This window comes from Streptomyces lasalocidi, from assembly GCF_005280215.1.
In the GTDB taxonomy this organism is placed as follows: Bacteria; Actinomycetota; Actinomycetes; order Streptomycetales; family Streptomycetaceae; genus Streptomyces; species Streptomyces longwoodensis.
Map to the genome: position 1 here is coordinate 514,511 of NZ_SZNQ01000001.1, position 19,384 is coordinate 533,894.

At 72.2% G+C, this 19,384-nt stretch carries 19 protein-coding genes; 12 read left to right on the top strand and 7 right to left on the bottom strand.

All coding sequences use genetic code 11. From position 1 onward, the window contains the following. The first annotated feature begins 71 nt into the window (after nt 1-71). Complete coding sequence (locus tag E4U91_RS02040) at nt 72-647, top strand: RICIN domain-containing protein (protein WP_137304922.1); 576 nt, start codon at nt 72-74, stop codon at nt 645-647. Here E4U91_RS02040 and E4U91_RS02045 read toward each other — a convergent pair. Next, on the bottom strand, nt 622-1,518 hold the full coding sequence (locus E4U91_RS02045; protein WP_241678476.1) for an NAD(P)H-binding protein: 897 nt from the start codon (nt 1,516-1,518) through the stop codon (nt 622-624). The two genes, E4U91_RS02040 and E4U91_RS02045, sit on opposite strands and share 26 nt — an antisense overlap. Before the next feature lie 85 nt (nt 1,519-1,603). On the opposite strand from E4U91_RS02045, the gene E4U91_RS02050 reads away from it, so the two are divergent. The 6 genes from E4U91_RS02050 (at nt 1,604) to E4U91_RS02075 (ending at nt 6,354) form a co-directional block, all read left to right on the top strand. Beyond that, nucleotides 1,604-2,026 carry a winged helix-turn-helix transcriptional regulator gene (locus tag E4U91_RS02050; RefSeq protein WP_137304923.1) on the top strand — a complete coding sequence of 141 codons (423 nt, stop codon included), beginning with the start codon at nt 1,604-1,606 and terminating at the stop codon, nt 2,024-2,026. A gap of 297 nt (nt 2,027-2,323) precedes the next feature. Then, on the top strand, nt 2,324-2,998 hold the full coding sequence (locus E4U91_RS02055) for a response regulator transcription factor (protein ID WP_137304924.1): 675 nt from the start codon (nt 2,324-2,326) through the stop codon (nt 2,996-2,998). After that, nucleotides 2,995-4,326 carry a sensor histidine kinase gene (locus E4U91_RS02060; protein ID WP_137304925.1) on the top strand — a complete coding sequence of 444 codons (1,332 nt, stop codon included), beginning with the start codon at nt 2,995-2,997 and terminating at the stop codon, nt 4,324-4,326. The genes E4U91_RS02055 and E4U91_RS02060 overlap by 4 nt, the downstream gene beginning before the upstream one ends. Before the next feature lie 62 nt (nt 4,327-4,388). Beyond that, a complete protein-coding gene (locus tag E4U91_RS02065; protein WP_137304926.1) occupies nt 4,389-5,237 on the top strand; it encodes an endo alpha-1,4 polygalactosaminidase in 849 nt (282 codons plus the stop codon). Nucleotides 5,238-5,407: 170 nt separating this feature from the next. Continuing rightward, the gene (locus E4U91_RS02070; protein ID WP_137304927.1) at nt 5,408-5,839 is read left to right on the top strand and encodes an Rrf2 family transcriptional regulator; all 432 of its coding nucleotides are present in this window, start codon (nt 5,408-5,410) and stop codon (nt 5,837-5,839) included. A gap of 98 nt (nt 5,840-5,937) precedes the next feature. Beyond that, on the top strand, nt 5,938-6,354 hold the full coding sequence (locus E4U91_RS02075) for a nuclear transport factor 2 family protein (RefSeq protein WP_137304928.1): 417 nt from the start codon (nt 5,938-5,940) through the stop codon (nt 6,352-6,354). Between the two features lie 66 nt (nt 6,355-6,420). On the opposite strand, the gene E4U91_RS02080 is transcribed toward E4U91_RS02075, so the two are convergent. Further along, nucleotides 6,421-7,344, bottom strand: a complete 924-nt coding sequence (locus E4U91_RS02080) for an NADP-dependent oxidoreductase (protein WP_137304929.1) — start codon at nt 7,342-7,344, stop codon at nt 6,421-6,423. Between the two features lie 401 nt (nt 7,345-7,745). Between E4U91_RS02080 and E4U91_RS02085 the strand changes: the two genes are divergently transcribed. The 3 genes from E4U91_RS02085 (at nt 7,746) to E4U91_RS02095 (ending at nt 13,170) form a co-directional block, all read left to right on the top strand. Further along, nucleotides 7,746-8,936 carry a carboxylate-amine ligase gene (locus E4U91_RS02085; protein ID WP_137304930.1) on the top strand — a complete coding sequence of 397 codons (1,191 nt, stop codon included), beginning with the start codon at nt 7,746-7,748 and terminating at the stop codon, nt 8,934-8,936. A 185-nt stretch (nt 8,937-9,121) separates the two neighbouring features. Continuing rightward, a complete protein-coding gene (locus E4U91_RS02090; protein WP_137304931.1) occupies nt 9,122-10,903 on the top strand; it encodes an N-acetylglutaminylglutamine amidotransferase in 1,782 nt (593 codons plus the stop codon). Next, nucleotides 10,900-13,170 (top strand): prolyl oligopeptidase family serine peptidase, encoded by a 2,271-nt coding sequence (locus tag E4U91_RS02095; protein WP_137304932.1) that lies wholly within the window; start codon nt 10,900-10,902, stop codon nt 13,168-13,170. The genes E4U91_RS02090 and E4U91_RS02095 overlap by 4 nt, the downstream gene beginning before the upstream one ends. 139 nt (nt 13,171-13,309) lie before the next feature. On the opposite strand, the gene E4U91_RS02100 is transcribed toward E4U91_RS02095, so the two are convergent. The 3 genes from E4U91_RS02100 to bla form a co-directional block, all read right to left on the bottom strand. After that, nucleotides 13,310-14,146 carry an RNA polymerase sigma factor SigF gene (locus tag E4U91_RS02100; protein WP_371558318.1) on the bottom strand — a complete coding sequence of 279 codons (837 nt, stop codon included), beginning with the start codon at nt 14,144-14,146 and terminating at the stop codon, nt 13,310-13,312. A gap of 162 nt (nt 14,147-14,308) precedes the next feature. After that, a complete protein-coding gene (locus E4U91_RS02105) occupies nt 14,309-14,878 on the bottom strand; it encodes an HdeD family acid-resistance protein (RefSeq protein ID WP_137304933.1) in 570 nt (189 codons plus the stop codon). Between the two features lie 190 nt (nt 14,879-15,068). Beyond that, nucleotides 15,069-15,977: a class A beta-lactamase gene (gene bla / locus E4U91_RS02110; protein WP_137304934.1), complete on the bottom strand. Its 909-nt coding sequence runs from the start codon at nt 15,975-15,977 to the stop codon at nt 15,069-15,071. 144 nt (nt 15,978-16,121) lie between these two features. Here bla and E4U91_RS39545 point away from each other — a divergent pair, with 144 nt between their 5' ends. Together E4U91_RS39545 and E4U91_RS02120 are read left to right on the top strand one after the other, a co-directional pair. Next, nucleotides 16,122-17,093 carry a LysR family transcriptional regulator gene (locus E4U91_RS39545; RefSeq protein WP_137304935.1) on the top strand — a complete coding sequence of 324 codons (972 nt, stop codon included), beginning with the start codon at nt 16,122-16,124 and terminating at the stop codon, nt 17,091-17,093. A gap of 47 nt (nt 17,094-17,140) precedes the next feature. Then, the gene (locus E4U91_RS02120) at nt 17,141-18,025 is read left to right on the top strand and encodes a serine hydrolase (RefSeq protein ID WP_241678477.1); all 885 of its coding nucleotides are present in this window, start codon (nt 17,141-17,143) and stop codon (nt 18,023-18,025) included. 55 nt (nt 18,026-18,080) lie between these two features. On the opposite strand, the gene E4U91_RS02125 is transcribed toward E4U91_RS02120, so the two are convergent. Both E4U91_RS02125 and E4U91_RS02130 read right to left on the bottom strand, forming a co-directional pair. Then, nucleotides 18,081-18,755: a pyridoxamine 5'-phosphate oxidase family protein gene (locus tag E4U91_RS02125; protein ID WP_137304937.1), complete on the bottom strand. Its 675-nt coding sequence runs from the start codon at nt 18,753-18,755 to the stop codon at nt 18,081-18,083. Between the two features lie 211 nt (nt 18,756-18,966). Further along, nucleotides 18,967-19,359: a TraR/DksA family transcriptional regulator gene (locus E4U91_RS02130; RefSeq protein ID WP_137304938.1), complete on the bottom strand. Its 393-nt coding sequence runs from the start codon at nt 19,357-19,359 to the stop codon at nt 18,967-18,969. Nucleotides 19,360-19,384: the final 25 nt, after the last annotated feature.

A 19,384-nucleotide genomic window follows, 5' to 3' on the forward strand; every position in this document is an offset into this window, starting at 1 on the left:
CTCGCCGCCCGCCCCGCTGATCGGCGTCCGGCAGCGGCATCCGTATCCGTGAACCCATCGGGGGGACAAGCATGTTCACGTCGCGCACTCGTACGGCCGTCATCACCGGCACGCTCACCTTGACGGCCGCCCTCCTCGGCGCCGCACCGGCTGGAGCCACTCCGACCGGAGCCCCGGACCCGGTCGCCGCACAGGCCGTGCCCACGGCCGGCGTCAGCGTCGTCAACACCTACAACAACCGCTGCCTGACCGCCATGGGCACCTTCAGCGGAGCAAGTGCCCAGCTCTGGGACTGCACGGGCGAGGCCCGCCAGAAGTGGACGGTCAACTGGGTCTACACCCCGATCGGCGCCTACTACGAGCTGCGGAACTCCGCCAGCGGCCTCTGCCTGGACGCCGACTTGAACACGATCGGCAGCAACGGGACCCGGGCCCAGGTCTGGGAGTGCCTGGGTACCGTCCAGACGAACCAGCACTGGCGCTTCGAGCCCGCCACCAACCAGGCCGACGTGTACCGCCTGCGGACGCAGTACAACGGCCGCTGCCTGGACGGGCAGTACCAGCAACTCGGCGGCAACGGGGGCCGGGTACAGCTGTGGGACTGCTACGGCGACGGACAGGTCAACCAGCTGTGGAAGGTCGCCTGACGTCCTTCGACCGGGTCAGCCCGTCGACAGGGACGGCCCTGCCGACGGGTCCGGGGCAGCGTGCGCCGGGACGCATCGCACCCGCGGTGTCCGCCGCAACGGCCAGCGCGTCGGTGAGCGGTCGGTCGAGCAGTTTCACGAGGTCAGGGCTATGGGTGCTGAGGAATCCATGTCGGATGCTGGTGGCGATCGACGCGAGCATGGGCGGCTGGAACGGCAGCAGGGCGTCGTCGGCGAGGAGTCGGGCGCGGTACTCGCTGAGCCCGATCGTTCGGTGGGCGACGTCGAGACGTCCGGCGACGTCGCCGGCGGTGATCGGGTCGCCGACCAGGTCGTAGGTCTTGGCCACGTGCGCGGTCGGGTGGCCGGCAACGATGGCTGCGGCTGCGGCCAGGTCCGCCCGAGCCACCGCGGAGAGAGCGCCATCGCCGAAAGCTGACTCCAGGCCGTCGGGGGTCCACGTCAGCAACGCTCCGAAGAGCTCGGCGTAGAGCCCGTTGCGCAGGATCGTCCACCCGAGGCCGCTGGCCTTGACCAGGTTCTCAGTGGCTCGGTGGGCGAGCGCGAACCCGAGGTGCTCCCCGGTGCCGGTCAGGCTGGTGTAGATCACGTGCGCGACGCGGTCGCGGACCGCAGCGTCGAGCAGGGCCCGGTGGCGGGCGATGACCCGGTCGTCCTCGGCATATCCGGCCGAGACCAGGACCAGCGTCGAGACGCCGGTGAGGTCCAGGGTGGTGGGGTCGTCGAAGTCCAGGTGGCGCTGCCCGTAGGCGGGTGTCCGGCTGCCACCCAGGGCGGGCACCTTCCGGACAGCCAACTCCTGGAGCGTGAGGGAGGCGAGTTGTCCGTTCGCGCCGGTCACCATGATCATCGGGGCTCGATCTCCTACCGTGGTTCTCTTCAGTAACTACGGCGATCGTGAACCGGCCGGGGTCGGCCCACAAGGAGGCAGTTGCATGTCAGTGAGGCACACGGAGGTAACCGTTGAACCCGCGGAGCTGGAGCCGTGCGGGCAGCCGGACCACCTCGACTGCGGGATCCGCGACGTCCTCGACCGCGTGGGCGACAAGTGGTCGGTCCTCGTGATCGTCGAGCTGGCGAACGGTGCGCGGCGGTTCCGGCAACTCCAGCGCGCCATCGACGGAATCTCCCAGCGGATGCTGACGCTGACGGTCCGCCGGCTGGAACGCGACGGGCTGGTACTTCGGACCGTCTACCCCACCGTGCCCGCCCAGGTCGACTACCGACTCACCGAGACCGGTGCGAGCCTGACCCACCTCGTCAAGGCACTGGCCGACTGGTCACTAGAGCACCGGGACACCATCGCCCATGCCCGCCGGGCCTACGACGCGCAGCATCCCGACAACGAGATCCGCTGACCGTCGGCGTCGACAACGTCATGCCCCCAGCGTCATGCCCCCAGCAGTCGGTACGGCGGATCGTCGCGTCCATGGGCGCCCGGCCCCGATGTTCCGTCAGCTCGGGCCGCCCGGAGATCGGACAGGTGAGCAGCCGTGCCCCGCGCAGGACCTCTTACCATGACGCGGGACGGTGAACACGTCGGTGGTCCGCCGGCCGTGTGCTCCCCCGGCCGGTGGTTCACAGCCTGACGGGCGGTGTGCCTGGTCAGCCCAGTTCTCATGCAACCCTCTCCAGCGAAGGACGAGATCAGAGCCATGCGCGTACTCCTGGTCGAGGACGAGGAAGACCTGCGGCATGTGATCTCGGCGGGCCTGAGGGACGCCGGGTACGCCGTCGACACCGCGTCCGACTGGCCCGAGGCGGACGTCATGCTCGACCTGGTGTCCTACAGTTGCGTCGTGCTCGACCGCATCGTGCCGTCCGGCGACACGCTGCTGCCGCTCCAGGAGCGCCGCCGTCGCGGCTGGACGACACCGGTCCTGTGTCTCACGGCCTTGAACGAGGTCGCGGACCGTGTGGACGGCTTCCATTCCGGAGCGGACGATTACCTGGCAAAACCATTCGCCATGGTGGAACTCGTGCTGCGCGTCGGCAGTCTCGTCCGCCGGGCACCGGAGCGGCTGCCCGTGGTGCTGCGCTACACCGACATCGAGCTCGACGAGGTCAGACGCGAGGTGCGTCGCGCCGGCGTCCTGCTGTATCCGACGCCCAAGGAGTACGCGGTCCTGCACCACCTCCTGCTGCACCCGGACGAGGTGGTCACCCGCACCGCGTTGATCGAGCACTGCTGGGACGAGATGGCCGACCCCGTCTCCAACGTCGTCGACGCGGTCATGGCGGGCCTGCGGCGCAAGCTGGGCGAGCCGGCCTTGATCCGAACCGTCCGCGGTCACGGCTTCCGGCTCACGGACCGTGCGGATCCGTCATGACGGACGGACGGACGTCTCCGGCCCGTCGACGCCTGAGCCGTCTGCAGCGGCGGCTCACCCTGGCGTACACATTGATCACGCTGGCCGGAGTGGGAGCGCTGTCCTGGCTGGTGATCCGCACGGACGGACGGTCCTGGCAGGCCGCCGAGTACGAGGAGATGCGCCGGCGGGCGGCGGTGACCGCTTCGCTCGTGTACTACACCGACGCCGGGATCCAGCTCGACGGTCTGTACGACGACGAGGCGACCAGTGGCCGTCCCCAGGTGATCGTGCTCCAGTCCCGCCGCAACGGGCTGAAGCAGGTGTTCATTTCACGCGGTCCCGCGGCAGACGTCGGGGCGGGTGCGATCGACCGGGTGGCACGCAGCGCGATGGCGCGCGACGACACCGTACGTGCGGGAGGCCGTACCCACGCCGGTCAGCCGGTGTACCTGCTGGCTGTGCCCTTCTACGACGATGTGGCGCAGAAGACGTCGGGCGCGGTGGTGGTGGTCGGGGACCCCGCCGAGGGGCGCGCCGAACACCACCGGCTGGTGGTGGCGGTACTGTCCGGCTCCGCTCTCCTGGTGCTCTCGGCGGCGGTGACGGGGCACGTGCTGTCCGGGCGCAGTATGCGTCCCGCCGCGGAGGCACTCGACGCCCAGGAACGGCTGCTCGCTGACGCGGCACATGAACTGCGCACGCCGGTGGCCGTGATGCGGGGCTCAGTCGATCTCGCAGACGCCGACCCGGACCGGTTGCACGCGCACCTGCCGCGCCTGCGGCGGGCCGCGGACCGGATGACGGACGTCGTCGACAACATCCTCACCCGCGGCCGCCTGCAGGCCGGGCACACGTCTCGTCCGGTCCCCCTGCGCCTGGACCAGCTCGTCGAGCAGGTCTGTGAGGAGTTGCCGCCGTCCCGGCACACGGTGAGACCGCTGCTCGAACCGTCGGTGGTGACCGCTGACCCGGACTTGGTGCGGACAGCGGTGCGCAATCTGCTCGCCAACGCACTGCGACACGGGCGGACCCCCGGCGACCCCCTGGAGCGGGCCCAGGTGGACATCGCCGTCCATGGCTCGACGGTGACGGTGGCTGATCGGGGCCCCGGACTGGATCCGGAGAGCCTGCCCGGTCTGCTGGTCCGGTACCGCTCCCCCGGCGGCGGCACCGGCATCGGGCTGTCACTGGTGCGGGACGTCGCTGCCGCCCACGGCGGAGACATCACGGTGCGCAGGCGGCCCGGCGGCGGTTCGGTCTTCGTGCTCATGCTCGGTCCGGCTCAGCGGCGGACGGGACGCCCCAGGACACGACGCCGTTCCGCCGACCGTGATTCCTCCTCATGATTCCCTCACGGTTCCCGGACCAGGATGGGTCCGTCCGTCCGTAACGTCGCTCGGGAGCACGTGTGCCGAACCACGCCGCTGTACCTCTCCTCCGCCGCAGGAGCACCGCCGTTGCCGGGGCGGTCGGCGCCGTCACTGCCCTGGGAGTGGGCGTGACCCTCTCCCACGTCTTCGCAGCCGCTCCCGCACCGAAGGTGGTGCCTCCTACGGCCAATGCGGTGTTCGACTATCAGATCGGCGGCCCGTACACCCCCGCGAAGGGGGTGACCGCCGTGTCACGCGACCGGTCCGCCCAGCCCGTCAAGGGCCTGTACAACGTCTGTTACGTCAACGCGTTCCAGGCGCAGCCCGACGCGCTCGACTGGTGGCAGAAGAACCACCCCGACCTGATCCTGCGCGACAGGAACAAGCGTCCGGTGATCGACGAGGACTGGGACGAGGCCCTTCTGGACACTTCGACGGCGGACAAGCGCTCCCGGCTCGCCGACGTCGCCGGTGCGTGGGTGGACGGCTGCGCCAAGAGCGGTTTCCAGGCCGTGGAGCCGGACAACCTCGACTCCTACGAGCGTTCGGGCGGGCGCCTGACCAAGGCGGACAATGCGGCCTTCGCCAAGCTCCTGGCCACCCGGGCCCACTCCGCAGGGCTCGCCGTCGGACAGAAGAACACCGTCGACATGCTGTCGGAAAGCAAGAAGATCGGCTTCGACTTCGCCGTCGCCGAGGAATGCGGCGAGTACAACGAGTGCGGCGACTACGCCAAGGCTTACGCGGACCGCGTCTTCGTGATCGAGTACGGCAACGCCGGCTTCAGCCAGGCCTGCGCGGGCTTCGGCGCCCGGCTCGGCATCGTCCAGCGCGACCTGGACGTCGCCCCTCGCGGAGCCGGAGGCTACACCTTTCGGACCTGCTGATACGACTCGGTTGGGTCGTTGTGACGGCGCTGGAACGCGATGGCCGGGGCACTGCGTGGTCCTCGGCCTGTCCGCGCGGACGCGGCCCCGGAAGACCCGACGCATGTGGTTGCGGTCGTAACAAATATTGTTACGATTGGCGCCCAGGGGTACGGGAGGTGGAGTCCGACATGAGCGCCAACAGCAGGCTGACCATCGCGGCGCACGCCCTGACCTGGATCGGGCTGTATCAGCGGCGTGGTCACGAGGTCGCCACCTCCGAGCAGATCGCGACGAGCGTCAACACCAACCCCGTGGTGATCCGCCGCCTGCTGGGTGAGATGCGCAAGGCCGGCCTCGCCGATTCACGGCGAGGTGCGGGGGCGGGCTGGATGCTCGCACGCGACCTGGCGGCGATCACTCTGCTCGACGTCTATCAAGCGATCGGAGCGGGGCCCGTATTCGCCCTGCATCGAGCGACACCGGACCCCGAGTGCGTCGTGGGCCGCGGCCTCGGGCCGGCCATGACCGCCGTGTACGACGACGTGGAGGCCGCCCTGTGCAGGGAGTTGGCCAAGACCACACTGGAAGACGTACTGCGCGACGTCTTGAAAGCCGCCTGACCTCGACCCCGCACTCCCCCCGACCGAGGGAATCGCATTCCACAGCCGCCGATGTAACAAAAACAGTTACATCAGGGAAGAGACAGAAGACGAGGACGATGACAACAGACACTCAGATCTCGCGGGCCGTCGTCGAAAAGTTCCTGGAGCGCCTCGGCCGGCAGGACCCCGACGGCATCCAGGAACTGTTCTCCGAGGAGATCGACTGGCACGTCCCCGGCAGTGGCGCGCTGCGCTGGACCGGCCGCCGCACCCGCCGGGAGGAGGTCGCGCCGTATTTCCGCACGATGTGGCAGCACTTCGCGCACGGGCAGAGCAGGGTCGTACTGGAGCGCTTCATCGTCGACGGTGGTGACGTGGTACTGCTGGCGGTCTTCACACACACCGCCGTACCCACCGGCAAGCGGTTCACCACACCGGTGGCCATGCACCTGGCGATCAAGGACGGCCGGATCGCTCGCATGCACCTGTACGAGGACACCCTGACCGTCGCCAAGGCGTTCGACGCCTGCTGAGCGCAGCGACTTCAGGGCCCCTACGGCCCGGGGCAACCGGGGGCAGGCGCGCAGTCCTCGGTTGTCTCATGCCACCTTGATGACGACCTTGCCGGAGGTGTGACCGTTCTCGACGGTGGCCAGGGCGGCCGGGGCGTCGGAGAGCGGATGGACCGCGGTGATCACAGGGGCGAGGATCCCGTCCAGGGCCAGCCGGGCCGCCCGCTCCAGGTTCTCGCGGTCGAGACGACGCTCGACGAAACGCCCGCCGAGATCGGGCACGGACATGTCACCCACGGAGATGACGTTGCGGGGATCCCGGGCCAGCGGAGCGACGGCCCGCAGCGAGGTGCCCCCCGCCAGGTCGACGATCCCGTCGAAGCCGTCCGGAACCAGCTCGCGTGCCGCAACGGCGACGTCCTCGGCTGTGTAGTCGATGAACCGCACCCCGATGGCCTCGGCGTGCTCGCGCTTGGCGGTGCTCCCGGTGCCGATCACCCGCAGCTCGCGCCCGACGGCGAGCCGGGCGACGGCGAGGCCGACCCCGCCCCCGACTCCGTTGACCAGGATCGCGGCGCCGGCCGGGAGGCCGAGCTGGTCGAGCACGTCCACCGCGGTCGTCCCCGCCACGGGCAGCGTCGCCGCCACGGTCGCGGACAGGCCCTCCGGGATGCGCGCGGTATTGGGCGCGGACAGCACCGTCGTCTCGGCGTAGGTGCCGCCACCGGTGAGGGCGAAGCCGAAGACCGCGTCACCCACCTCGAGCCCGTCGACGTCCTCGCCCAGGGCGAGAACGGTTCCGGCTGCCTCCATGCCCAGGACGCGGGGGAACGGCCGCCCGCCGTCGAGCCCGTCGACCAGACCTGAGCGCAGGAGGTGATCGAGGGGGTTCACACCGGCCACGTCGACCCGGATCAGCACCTCGCCGCGCCCGGGGACGGGTTCGGGACGATCGAAGAACTCCTGCACCTCGGGCCCGCCATGCCTGCCGTAACCCCACGCCTGTCCCATCGTGCGCCGCCTCTCGTACGACCTACCCGGTGATTCCGGGCGCTGTCGCCATCCTCACCTCTGACATTGACGTCAGGGGCAATCGACTGAGATGCAGATCACAGCATCGGGTGCGCGTCCCCGGCGGGCCGCGGCACCGGACCGAATGCGGCCGTCGGCGTCGGGTATCCGGGACGGGGGCCGCTTTCCCAGGCCGCTCCCGGCGTTCGGCCCCGCGACGGCTCCGCCCGCGGCGGTCCGTGGTCCCAGTTCACCCCCGCGGGAGGTCACTCCCCGCACCCGCGCGCTCACTTGACCTCCCCCACGCTCGAACGAGCGTTCATGATTGAGTGCCGGACAGCGGGGAACTCCGAAGGGCACCCATTCGGGCCGATTCGAGCCCGTCGTTCCGAGGAGTGGTCGTGACCGTGCGTATCGGCGTGGAGGAAGAGTTCCACCTGGTGGAGATCGAGACCGGGCAGCTCGTGCCACGGGCCGACGAAGTGCTGGAGAAGCTGCCCTCGGACACGTTCACGACCGAGCTGCAGCAGGCAGCCGTGGAGTCGAACAGCGCCGTGCACACGACGCTGGACACGCTGTACGACGACCTCGTCGGCAGCCGGCGGCGCCTGGACCGGGCGGCCTCGGCGCACGGACTGGCGGTGGTCGCCGCCGGCACCGTGCCGCTGGCCCGCCCCGCGGCGAGCTTCCCGACCGCCGGGTCCCGTTACGCGCACATGGTCGACGAGTACCGGCTGGTCGCCGACGAGCAGCTGATCTGCGGGGCCCACGTCCACGTGGACGTCCCGGACCGCGACACCGCCGTGCGCGTCATGTGCGAGGTGTCGCCGTCGCTGCACACCCTGCTCGCGCTGTCGGCCTCCTCCCCGTTCTGGCAGGGCGCCGACACCGGCTACGCGAGCTGGCGCACCATGCTCTGGCAGCGCTGGCCCACCGCCGGCCCGATCGGCTGCTACGCCGACGCGGACGCCTACGACGGGGCCGTACGGGGACTGATCGACTCCGGCGTCATCAGCGACCCGGGGATGATCTACTACGACGTCCGCCCCTCCGACCACCTCAGCACCCTCGAACTGCGCATCTGCGACGCCTGCCCGCGCGCGGAGACGGCGGTGCTCGTCGCCGGACTGTTCCGCGCCCTGGTCGTGGACGCCCTCCAGCGGCTCGAAGCCTCCGACGCGCCCCCCTGCGACGGCCGCCACGAGTGGCTGCGCGCCGCCACCTGGCGGGCCGCCCGCTCGGGCCTGGAGGGGGCCCTGGTCGACCCGGAGACCCGCCGTGAGGCCGCCGCCGCCGACGTCGTGCGCGGCATGCTGCGCCGGCTGCGCCCGGCGCTGGAGGCCAACGGCGACTGGGACACCGTGCGCGCCCTCGCGGAGCGGGCGCTCCGGGACGGCAGCGCCGCCCACCGCATCCGCCGTACGGCCGAGCACGAGGACCTGCTGGCCGGCACCGACCTGGCCATCGCGGAGACCCGGGGCGAGCGCACCCGGCGCCGCCGGCCCGCCCCGTCCGCGGCCCCGCTCACCGCCGCACGCCTGAACGTCAACGGCACCCTCGGCACCCCGCCGGCCGCGCTGCCCGGCGCGTGAGGCGACGCGACCGTGCGCCAGTCACCCCCTGTTCCGCTGCCCTCCCCACGGACCCCTCGTTCCGGTCCCCCGAGTAAAGGAGATGTACCCGCCATGCCGACCAGTCCTGCCCAGGTCCCGACCAGCAGGTCCGCCCCCACGCCTCAGGCGCGGACCGCGTACGCCCAGCGACGGGGTGATGCGTGATGTGCGGACTGTGCGGTGAGATGCGCTTCGACGGCCGCAGGCCCGACCTCGCGGCCGTGGAGCGGATGACGGACCGGATGGCCGCCCGCGGGCCCGACGACGAGGGAACCTGGTCGCGCGGCCCGGTGGCGCTGGGCCACCGGCGCCTGAAGATCATCGACCTGTCCGAGCGCGGCGCCCAGCCGATGACCGACGCCGAGCAGGGCGTCACCGGTGTCTTCAACGGCTGCGTCTACAACTACCGCCAGCTGCGCGAGGAGCTGACCGGCCTCGGCCACCGCTTCGCGTCCACCTCCGACACGGAGGTCGTGCTCAAGGCGTACCAGCAGTGGGGCACCGACTGCGTGCAGCACTTCCACGGCATGTTCGCCTTCGCCGTCTTCGAGCACCGGACCGGACGCCTGGTACTGGCCCGCGACCGGCTCGGCATCAAACCGCTGTACCTGGCCGAGACCCCCGGCCGGCTGCGGTTCGCCTCGTCGCTGCCCGCCCTGCTGGCGGCCGGCGACGTCGACACCGGCCTGGACCCGGTCGCCCTCCACCAGTACTTCAGCTGGCACGCGACGGTCGCCGCGCCCCGGACCGTGCTGCGCGGCGTGCGCAAGCTGCCCCCGGCGACGGTCCGCGTCGTCGAGCCCGACGGCAGCCACCGGGACCACCGTTACTGGCAGCCGTCGTACACCCGCCGCCCCGAGCACGAGGGCATGGGCCCCGACGAGTGGCGCGACGCGGTGCTCGAGGCGCTGCGCACCGCCGTACGGCGCCGGATGGTCGCCGACGTGCCGGTGGGCGTGCTGCTCTCCGGCGGCCTCGACTCCAGCCTGATCGTGGCGCTGCTCGCCGACGAGGGCCAGCGGGACCTGGCGACCTTCAGCGTCGGCTTCGAGTCCGAGGGCGGCGCCGAGGGCGACGAGTTCCACTACTCGGACCTCGTGGCCAAGGAGTTCGCCACCGACCACCACCAGCTGACCGTGCCCTCCGAGCGGGTGTCCGCGGCGCTGGACTCCGCGGTCGCGGCCATGAGCGAGCCGATGATCAGCCACGACGTGGTGGCCTTCCACCTGCTGTCCGAGCAGGTGTCCAAGGAGGTCAAGGTCGTCCAGAGCGGCCAGGGCGCCGACGAGGTGTTCGCGGGCTACCACTGGTACCCGGACATCGCCGCGGCTCCCCGCCACCGGGCGGCGGACCAGTACGCCGAGACGTACTTCGACCGCTCGCACGCCGACCTGGCGAAGATCCTGCAGCCCGCGATGCTGGCCCCGGACGACGTCTCCGCGCGCTTCGTCCAGGAGCACATGGCCGCGCCCGGTGCCGAGACGACGCTCGACGCCGCGCTGCGCCTGGACACCCACGTCATGCTCGTGGACGACCCGGTCAAGCGCGTCGACAACATGACGATGGACTGGGGCCTGGAGGCCCGCGTGCCGTTCCTCGACCACGAGCTGGTGGAGCTGGCCGCCGCCTGCCCGCCGGAGCTGAAGCTGGCCGACGGCGGTAAGGGCGTGCTGAAGGAGGCGGGCCGCAAGATGCTGCCCCGCGAGGTCGTCGACCGGCCCAAGGGGTACTTCCCGGTCCCGGCGATCACCCACATGGCCGGCCCCGTCCTCAAGCGGGTGCAGGAGGCGCTGCACGCCCCCGAGGCGCGGGGGCGCGGCCTCTACCGGGACGGCTACGTCGACGACCTCCTGTCAGCCCCCGACGACCACCGCACCCGGCGCGGGGCGAACGCCCTGTGGCAGGCTGCTCTGCTGGAGATATGGCTTCAGACGCACGGGATATGACCGAAGCGCGCCCCACCACCGACGGCACCGGACCGGCGGCTCCCGGCCGGCGGCCCGACCCGCCGCGACCGTCCACGCACCCGCCGTCCGGGCCGCACCCGCTGCCCCGGCAGCCGGACGCGGCGGCGGATCACGACGGCGCGGACGGGCGGGGCCAGGCGTACGCCGCTCCGGCGCGGGCCCCGCTGGCCGACGCCCGCGGCCCGCGCGAGCCCACCACCCGGCTCACCTCCCACGGCTGCTGGTACCCGTCGGCCGACCCCGGCGGGGACCGGGTGGCGTTCATCTGCGACCGCGGCGGCGTGCCCCAGCTGTGGGCGGGACCGGTCGCGGGCGACGACGTACGGCTGCTCGACGCCGGACCCGACCCCGTCCGCGAGGTGTCCTGGTCCCCCGACGGCCGCTGGATCGCCTACACCACGGCCCCCGGCGGGGGCGAGCACACCCGCGTCCTGTGCGTACGGCCCGACGGCACCGACCGGCACATCCTGGCCGGGGCCGAGCCGGGCACCTCCGCGTACCTGGGCTGCTGGGCGCACGACGGCTCGGCCCTCGCCGTGACCGTCGCCGTCCCGACGGCCCCGTACGCGGCGCCCGTGACCGTGGCCGCGGCGAACGGGGACACCGAGGGTCTGCCGGCCGGCTGGTCGAGCCGGGACGGGACCGCCGTCCTCCTGGGCGCCGGGGCCCGGTACGACACGGGCACCACGACGCCGGCACCGGCGCCCCCCTTCACGACGCTCGCGGCCCTCGCGGACCAGGGCGAGGACCAGCACGGCGCGGGCACCTCGCCCGGCTTCGCGGACGGGCTGTCCGCCTACCTGCTCGACCCGGACGGCATCGCGGCCCCCGTGCTCCTCGCCACCGAGGCCGACGCGGCGACCCTGCGCGTGTGCGACCTCAGCCGGGACGGCTCGTTCGCCCTGCTGCGCCGGGGGCCGCGCGGGCGGCGGGAGGCCGTCGTCGTGCGCACCGCCGACGCCACCCCGACCTACGTCGTCCCGGTTGCCGACGGCGACCCGTGGATCGGCCGGTTCTCACCGCGGGCGGACACCCTGTGGCTGCGCAGCAACGCCCACCGGGAGTTCGCCGCCCTGATCGCCGCCACCCTGGACGCCGAGGGCCACGTGCACGGCTGGTCCGTCGCCGCCGAGCGCGACGGCAGCGACCTGGAGCTGCTGGGGTTCGGCCGGGACGGCCGGACCGCGGTACTGGCCTGGAACGTCGGCGGCGCCACCGAACTGGAGGTCGTCGACACCCCGGCCAGGGCGGCCGGCGCGGGGCCCTCCCCCGCCGGAGCGCCCCGGCCGGTGCCGCTGCCGCACGAGGTCGTCACCCGGATCGTCCCGGCGGGCGGCGCCGGCCTGGTGCTGGCCCTGTCCGGCTCCCAGCGCCGCCCCGGCGTCTGGTGGCTGGCCGGCGGCACCTCCCTGCTGCGCACCCCCTGGTCGTCCCGGGACGAGGACGCCGTACCGCCGGGCCGTCGGCCCACGCGCCCGGTGCCGCTGCGCCCCACCGCGCGGGACGGGCTGCCGCTGCACGGCTGGTACTACCGCGCGCCCGGACGGGACCCGGGCGAACCGGCGCCCTGCGTGATCCACCTGCACGGTGGCCCGGAGGAGCAGGAACGCCCCGTCTTCAACCCGCTGTACCACGAGATCCTCGGCCGGGGCCTCGACGTGTTCGCCCCCGACGTCCGCGGGTCCTCGGGACACGGCCGCTCCTTCGTCGACGCCGACCTGGGCGAGGGCCGCTTCGCCGCGCTGGACGACGTGGCGGACTGCGCCGCCCACGCCGTGCTGGCGGGGCCGGCCGACCCCGCACGGCTGGCCGTCATGGGCCGCTCCTACGGCGGCTACCTCACCTTCGCGTCGCTGGTGTGGCACCCGGACCTGTTCCGGACGGGGGTGGCGGTGTGCGGCATGTCCGACCTGCTGACGTTCTTCGAGGGAACCGAACCGTGGATCGCGCAGTCGGCGGCCCACAAGTACGGCCATCCGGAGCGGGACCGCGACCTGCTGCGCGCGCTGTCGCCGATGAGCCGCATCGACGCGTTGCGGGCCCCGGTGCTGGCGGTGCACGGCGAGCACGACACCAACGTCCCGCCGCAGGAGTCGGAGCAGTTCGTCCGGGCGGCCCGCGCGCGGGGGCGCACCGCCGAGCTGCTCACGCTGCTCGACGAGGGGCACGACTTCCAGCGCGCCCCCAACCGGCGGCTGTTCCGGCGGGCGACGGCGGACTGGCTGCAGCGGCACCTGACGAGCTGATCACGGCCGGCCCACCGGTCCGCTCGTCCGGCCGTCCGCTCGCGAAAACGTCCATCGGCCGGTCCCCACGGGGAACCGTGGGGACCGGCCGACGGACGTCGACTCAGCGGGAGGGGTGACCGTGCGCCGGGGCGGAGGATCAGTCCTTGGGGAACATGCCCGCGCGCAGACGGGCCAGGGTGCGCGACAGCAGGCGGGAGACGTGCATCTGCGAGACGCCGAGGCGCTCGCCGATCTGGGCCTGGGTCAGCTCCTCCACGAAACGCATGTGGATGATCTGGCGGTCACGCTCGTCGAGGTCGGCGATCAGCGGGGCCAGGGTGTGGAAGTCCTCCACCAGGTCCAGCGCGCGGTCCTCGCTGCCGATGAAGTCCTGGAGCGCGGCCTCGCCGTCCTCGCTGCCGTTGATCGTGGCGTCGAGCGAGGAGGAGTTGTAGCCGTTGGCGGCCAGGCGCGCCTCGCGCACCTCGTCCTCGGGCAGGCTCATCAGCTCCGACAGTTCCTTGACCGTCGGGGTGCGGCCCAGGCGGCTGCTCAGCTCCTCCGTGGCGCGGGCCAGCTGGACGCGGGCCTCCTGGAGGCGCCGGGGCACGTGGACCGCCCAGGTGGTGTCACGGAAGAACCGCTTGATCTCACCGACGATGTAAGGAATGGCGAAGGAGGTGAACTCCGCCTCCCGGGAGAGCTCGAACCGGTCGATCGCCTTGATCAGGCCGATCATGCCGACCTGGACGATGTCCTCCATCTCCTCCGGGCCACGGCTGCGGAAGCGGCCGGCCGCGAAGCGGACGAGGGACATGTTCATCTCGATCAGCGTGTTGCGCGCGTAGCTGTACTCGGGCGTGCCCTCTTCCAGCACCGACAGCCGATCGAAGAACACCTTCGACAGCTCACGGGCGTCCTTCGGCGCGAGCTTCGAAGGATCGGCGATCTCAGGCAGGTCCGCCGTCCGCGTGCCCGTCGTCGTCATACCCATGAGCGTCATGGGGTGTCCCCTCCCTAGAGCCATATCCAGATCTTGAGCCCACCGCACGGGCGGGCGACACACCGCCTACCCTCTCATCCAGGGTCCATGCGTGCCATCCGAGCGATTTCTTTTCACTTTTTTCATGGGCCCTTCTCACCCCCCGCCCAGGCCTCACGTGTGCCAGGCGTGCCGGGTGGGGCGCGGTCGGTGGGCCGCCGCCGTGGCGCCGTGCAGGCGCCAGGCCGCGGCCAGGGTCAGCAGGCCGACGATCATGGCGTACACGCCGACGACCTGGGCGATGACGAGCGCTCCGGCGTCGGGGCGGGCCCAGACGAGCACGCCGGCCACGACCGAGGCACCGCCGGCCGCGAAGAGCATCCACTCATGGTGCAGCTCGTGCCGGAAACGTGCGGCGGCCCAGATCTCCGCGGCGCCGGCCCCGACGGCCCACGCGCCGATCAGGCTGACCAGCGCGAGGGCGGTGATCCCGGGCCAGGCGACGGTGATCACGCCGATCACGATGCCCAGCGCGCCCCCGGCGGCGTGGGCCGTGCGGTGACCCACGTCCCCTCCCCTGTGCAGGGCGCTCGTCAGGAGGGCAAGACCGTCGGCGAGGGCGTACGCGCCGAACAGCAGCGCCAGCGCCAGTACGGTCACCTCCGGCCACACCAGGGCCAGCGCCCCGAACATCAGAGCCGCGAAGCTCCGCACCACCAGGGTCCACATCAACTGCCGCCGCATCCCACGCCCTTCGCTCGGCCGACACCGGTCCGGAGCGGCGGGTACCCCGCTGCGCGCGGATCGCGCACCCGAAGCCCCACCACTGCATCGGAGGGCGCCTCGCGGTCGCGCCGCTCGCTCCGAGGGCCGAGGGGAGAGGGCCGCGGGGAGAGGGCCGAGGGGAGAGGGCCGAAGGCACGACTGCGGTCAGTCACTCGCCGGGGGCGAGGGTGGCGGCCAGGAGGGCGGCCGCGTCACGGATCAGACCGTTGTCGACGGGCGCGTCCCCGGCGTCCTTCGTGGACAGCACGGTGAGCAGCAGGGGCGTGCGCCGCGTCGTCCAGGCGATGCCGATGTCGTGGGCGGTGGCGTAGCTGCCGGTGCCGGTCTTGTCCGCGAGGGTCCAGTCCTGCGGGAGCCCGGCGCCGAACCGCTGGGCGCTGGTCGTGTTGCCCTTCAGCCAGGTGACGAGTTGCTCGCGGTCGGTGCGGGCCAGGGCCCGTCCGAGGGTCAGCCGTTCGAAGCTCGTGCCGAGGGCTTGCGGCGTGCTGGTGTCCTGCAGGTCGCCGGGGACGGCGGTGTTCAGGTCGGTCTCCCAGCGGTCGAGCCGGCTCACCCGGTCCCCGAGCGAGCGGAAGAACCGGGTGAGGCCCTGGGGCCCGCCGATCTGGCGCAGCAGCAGGTTGCCCGCGGTGTTGTCGCTGTACTGGATGGCGGCGGCGCATGCCTGGCCCACCGTCAGTCCCGTGGCCAGGTGGTCCTCGGAGTGCTGCGAGTTGTCGAGGATGTCCCTGGGCGGGTAGTGGATCACCCTGTCCAGAGGAGCGCAGTGGCCGTGGTCGCGCAGTACGGCCGCCGCGGCGAACGCCTTGAACGTCGAGCACATCGCGAACCGTTCCCCGGCTCGGTGGGCCACGGTCCGGCCGGTACGCACGTTGCGGGCGTAGACACCGAGCCTTGCGCCGTAGCTCTGTTCAAGTGCGCGGAACTCCTCGCTGAGATCGGCGGCTTCGTCGGCTGCGGCGGGGGCGGCGGCCGCGGCGGGGGCGGCGGCCGCGGCGCTGAGAGCAAGGCCGGTCCTGAACAGGCGGCGGCGCGGCATCGGGTCGGCGCTGGTCATGTCCGTGGATCTCCCAGGTCGTCGGTGGAAGGGCGTCGGGCGTCGGCTCGGTGGATCACCGACGGGAACAGCGAAACAACGGAACTCCACTCATGTCCAAGAGTGAAAAGTGAAGGGCCCATACCGAAGTGATATGACTGCTGGATGGACCTGCTGGCACACCTCCAGGCGTATGTCGCCACCGTCGACGAAGCGAACTTCTCGCGGGCGGCCGACCGGCTCGGCATCGCCCAGCCGCTCCTGAGCCGCCGCATCAAGACGCTGGAGACGCACTTCGGCGGTCTGCTGTTCGACCGCTCCCGGCGACAGGTCGCGACGACGGAGCTGGGCATGCTGCTGCTCCCCTACGCGCGGGACGTCCTGGGCCGGGCCCAGCGCCTCGACCAGGCCGCCCGCTCGGCCCAGCGGTCCCGAGTCCGGGCGGTGGGAGTGCCCGTCGACTGTGCGCCGGCCCGGCTGGCGCGGGTCATCCGCGCGGGGACGGAACACGGCACCACCCTCGGTGTGCGCGAACTGCCGCCCGCGGAGCGGGACGCCCGGCTGGCGGACGGCACGCTCGCCTACGCCGTGCTGCGCGTTCCGCCGGAGGGCGCAGCGCACCGGGTGCCGCTCGGCGTGGCCACCGCGCCGCCCCGTGATGCACACCGGCCGGCGGACGCCCGGCAGGGGCGCCCGGTCCATCTCGAGGACCTGCGGCCGCACCGCGTGGCCGCCACCGGCGCCCGGCCCGCTCCGCTGCCGATCCTGACCCTGGCGGAGGACGACGTGCCGTACGCGCGCGACAGGCTGGCGCGTGCGGCGGCCCGCTGCGGACTGCCCGAGCGATCGGTACGGCCGGCCGGGCCGGCGGCCACCGCGCTCGCCGAGACACTCGCGGGCCGGACGGTGCTGCTCTGCGGGGAGTCGTTCGCGCGACGGCACGGGGCCGACTGGGCGCCGCTGGCCGACGCCTCGCTGCACCGCGGGTACGACGTGCGCGCGAGCCCCCGTCAGCGAGGCGGTGACGTACCGCAGTGGCTGGCAACGGTCCTGGCGGCGGCGGCCGGTGCCGTCGCACGCGCCGACCGGCTTTCCGAGCCGGTGAACACCTCGACCCGACTGGCGGCGCAGGGGTGACCGAGGGCACGGCACACCGTCCGGAAGGGATCTGCGGCGAGGGCCACTTGCGGGAAGTCGCCGAGGGGATCGTCGGGGACTGGACGGCGCTCGGCGTCAGCGGTGCGTTCCTCGCCCGCGACATCGACACGGGCGAGCAGCTCGGCTTCGCCATCGAGGAGCCGGTGCCCCTCGCGTCCGTGGTGAAGGTGCCGCTCGCCCTCGTCATGCTGGACCTGATCGCGAACGGCGACCTCGACGCGGCCCGGCCGGTGACGGTCGACCCGGCCACCAGCAGCGTCGGCCCCACCGGCATCGCGGCGTTCCGGCATCCGGCCACGGTCGCCGTCGGCGACCTGCTCCTGCTCATGCTGTCCGTGAGCGACAACGCCGCGGCCGACGCGCTGTTCGACCTGGTGCCGGTGGCCGACGTCGACGCCCGGTTGCGCGCCTGGGACTGCGCCGGCATCCACGTACGGCACCGGCTGAACCACATGTACGAGTGCGCCGCCGGCGCCACGGGCAACGACTTCTCCCTCGCCCTGGAACTGGCCGTCCGCGACGAGCGGACGCAGCACCACACCATCAGGACACTGGATCCCGCGCACGCCAACACCGGCACCGCCTCCGGGCTGGTCGCCCTGCTGGAGCGGGTGTGGCGCGACGAGGTGGCACAGCCGCGGGCCACGGCCGAGCTGAGACGGCTGATGGGCCATCAGGTGTTCACCCAGCGGCTGGCGAGCGAACTACGCACCGACAGCCTGCGACTGAGCGGGAAGACGGGCACCTTCCTGCACCTGCGGCACGAGATCGGGGTGGTCGAGGCGGACTCCGGAACCCGGGTGGCCATGGCCGCGCTGACCCGAGCGGACCGGCGGGCGGCGCAGGCACCGGACATCGACCTGGCGATCGGGATCGCCGCACGACAGGCGTTCGAGGCCCTGCGCACGTAGTCGTCCCCGGCCGGGCGTACGACTCCTCACGGCGTGCACCGCGCCTGACATGGCATCAGCCGTGCCGGGTCCCCTCGCGCCGTGCGATGTGCGCCGGCACGGGGATGCCCGGGGGCAGCACCGGGTCGGGGACGGGAGCGCCCCAGACCTGGGTGAGGGGAAGCGTTCCGGCCCACAGGCCCAGCTCGGCGTCGGGGCCGTCGCCGTCGTCGGGCGCGCCGGCGCGGATCTTGACGGAGGCCTCCTCCAGGGAGACGGCGAGCAGGGTGGTGGCGGCCAGTTCCTTGCGGCTTGGGCGGCGCGCGTACGGCCACTGACCGGGTGTCGCCTGCTCGGTGAGCCGGCGCAGCCCCTCCAGCTTCTCGTCGGGGTCGGTGACGGTGCGGGCCTCGCCGTGGATCACGGCGCTGCGGTAGTTGACACCGTGCTCGAAGACGGACCGGGCGAGGACCAGGCCGTCCACGTGGGTGACGGTGACGCACACGGGAGCGGGGGCGGCCAGGCTGCGGCTGGCGGCGGAGCCGTGGACGTACAGCCACCGCTCGTCGCGGCCGTAGACGGTCGGTACGACGAGGGGCCGCCCGTCGATCACCACGCCCAGATGACAGATGAACCCGGCGTCCAGGATCGCGTCGAGGTCCGCCCGGGCCAGGCTGCCCTGCTCACGGAGGCGGCGGTGCCGGGTGCGATCGGTCAGCGGGAGGGAGGAGGGAAGCGGCTGCGGCGTCATGCGAGGAAACTACCGAATACGCACACCGAGGACCATATGCATGACGAGACCAGCGGTACGGAGTCTGGCGGACAACGAAATCAGTAGTTCACGGGCGCATGCTGCCTCAATAGTCGAGAGCACGATGATGCCGAACCAGTCTTCGGGACATGGCCTTACGACGCGGTTCCGCGACCGTGACGGCTGACGGGGATCCGGGCTCGCCAACGCCTCAACGAGCGACGGACGCGCAGCGCACGCAGGTTTTCGCCGCCGGGCGAACCTCGAGGCGCTCCGTCGGGATCGGCTCGCCGCACTGCTCGCAGCGCCCGTAGTCGCCCGCCTCCCATCGCTCCAGTGCGTGATCGAGATCGTTCAGATGCTCGCGCGCCTGGGACAGCAGGGAGGCGATGTGCGCCCGCTCGAAGGCCGTGCTCGACCCCTCCGGGTCGTGCTCGTCGTCGATCGCCACCAGGGCGTTCGCCTCGACGATCCCTTCGAACTCACGGCTCAGGGCGGAGATCTGCTGCAGCGTGCCGACGCGGTCGGCCGCCAGCGCCGCACGTATCGCCTCCGCCTCGGCCGGAGGTACGGGAGAGGCAGCATTTCCGGACGGATCACTCATAGGTGAGGGAACGTTTTCGCCTTGG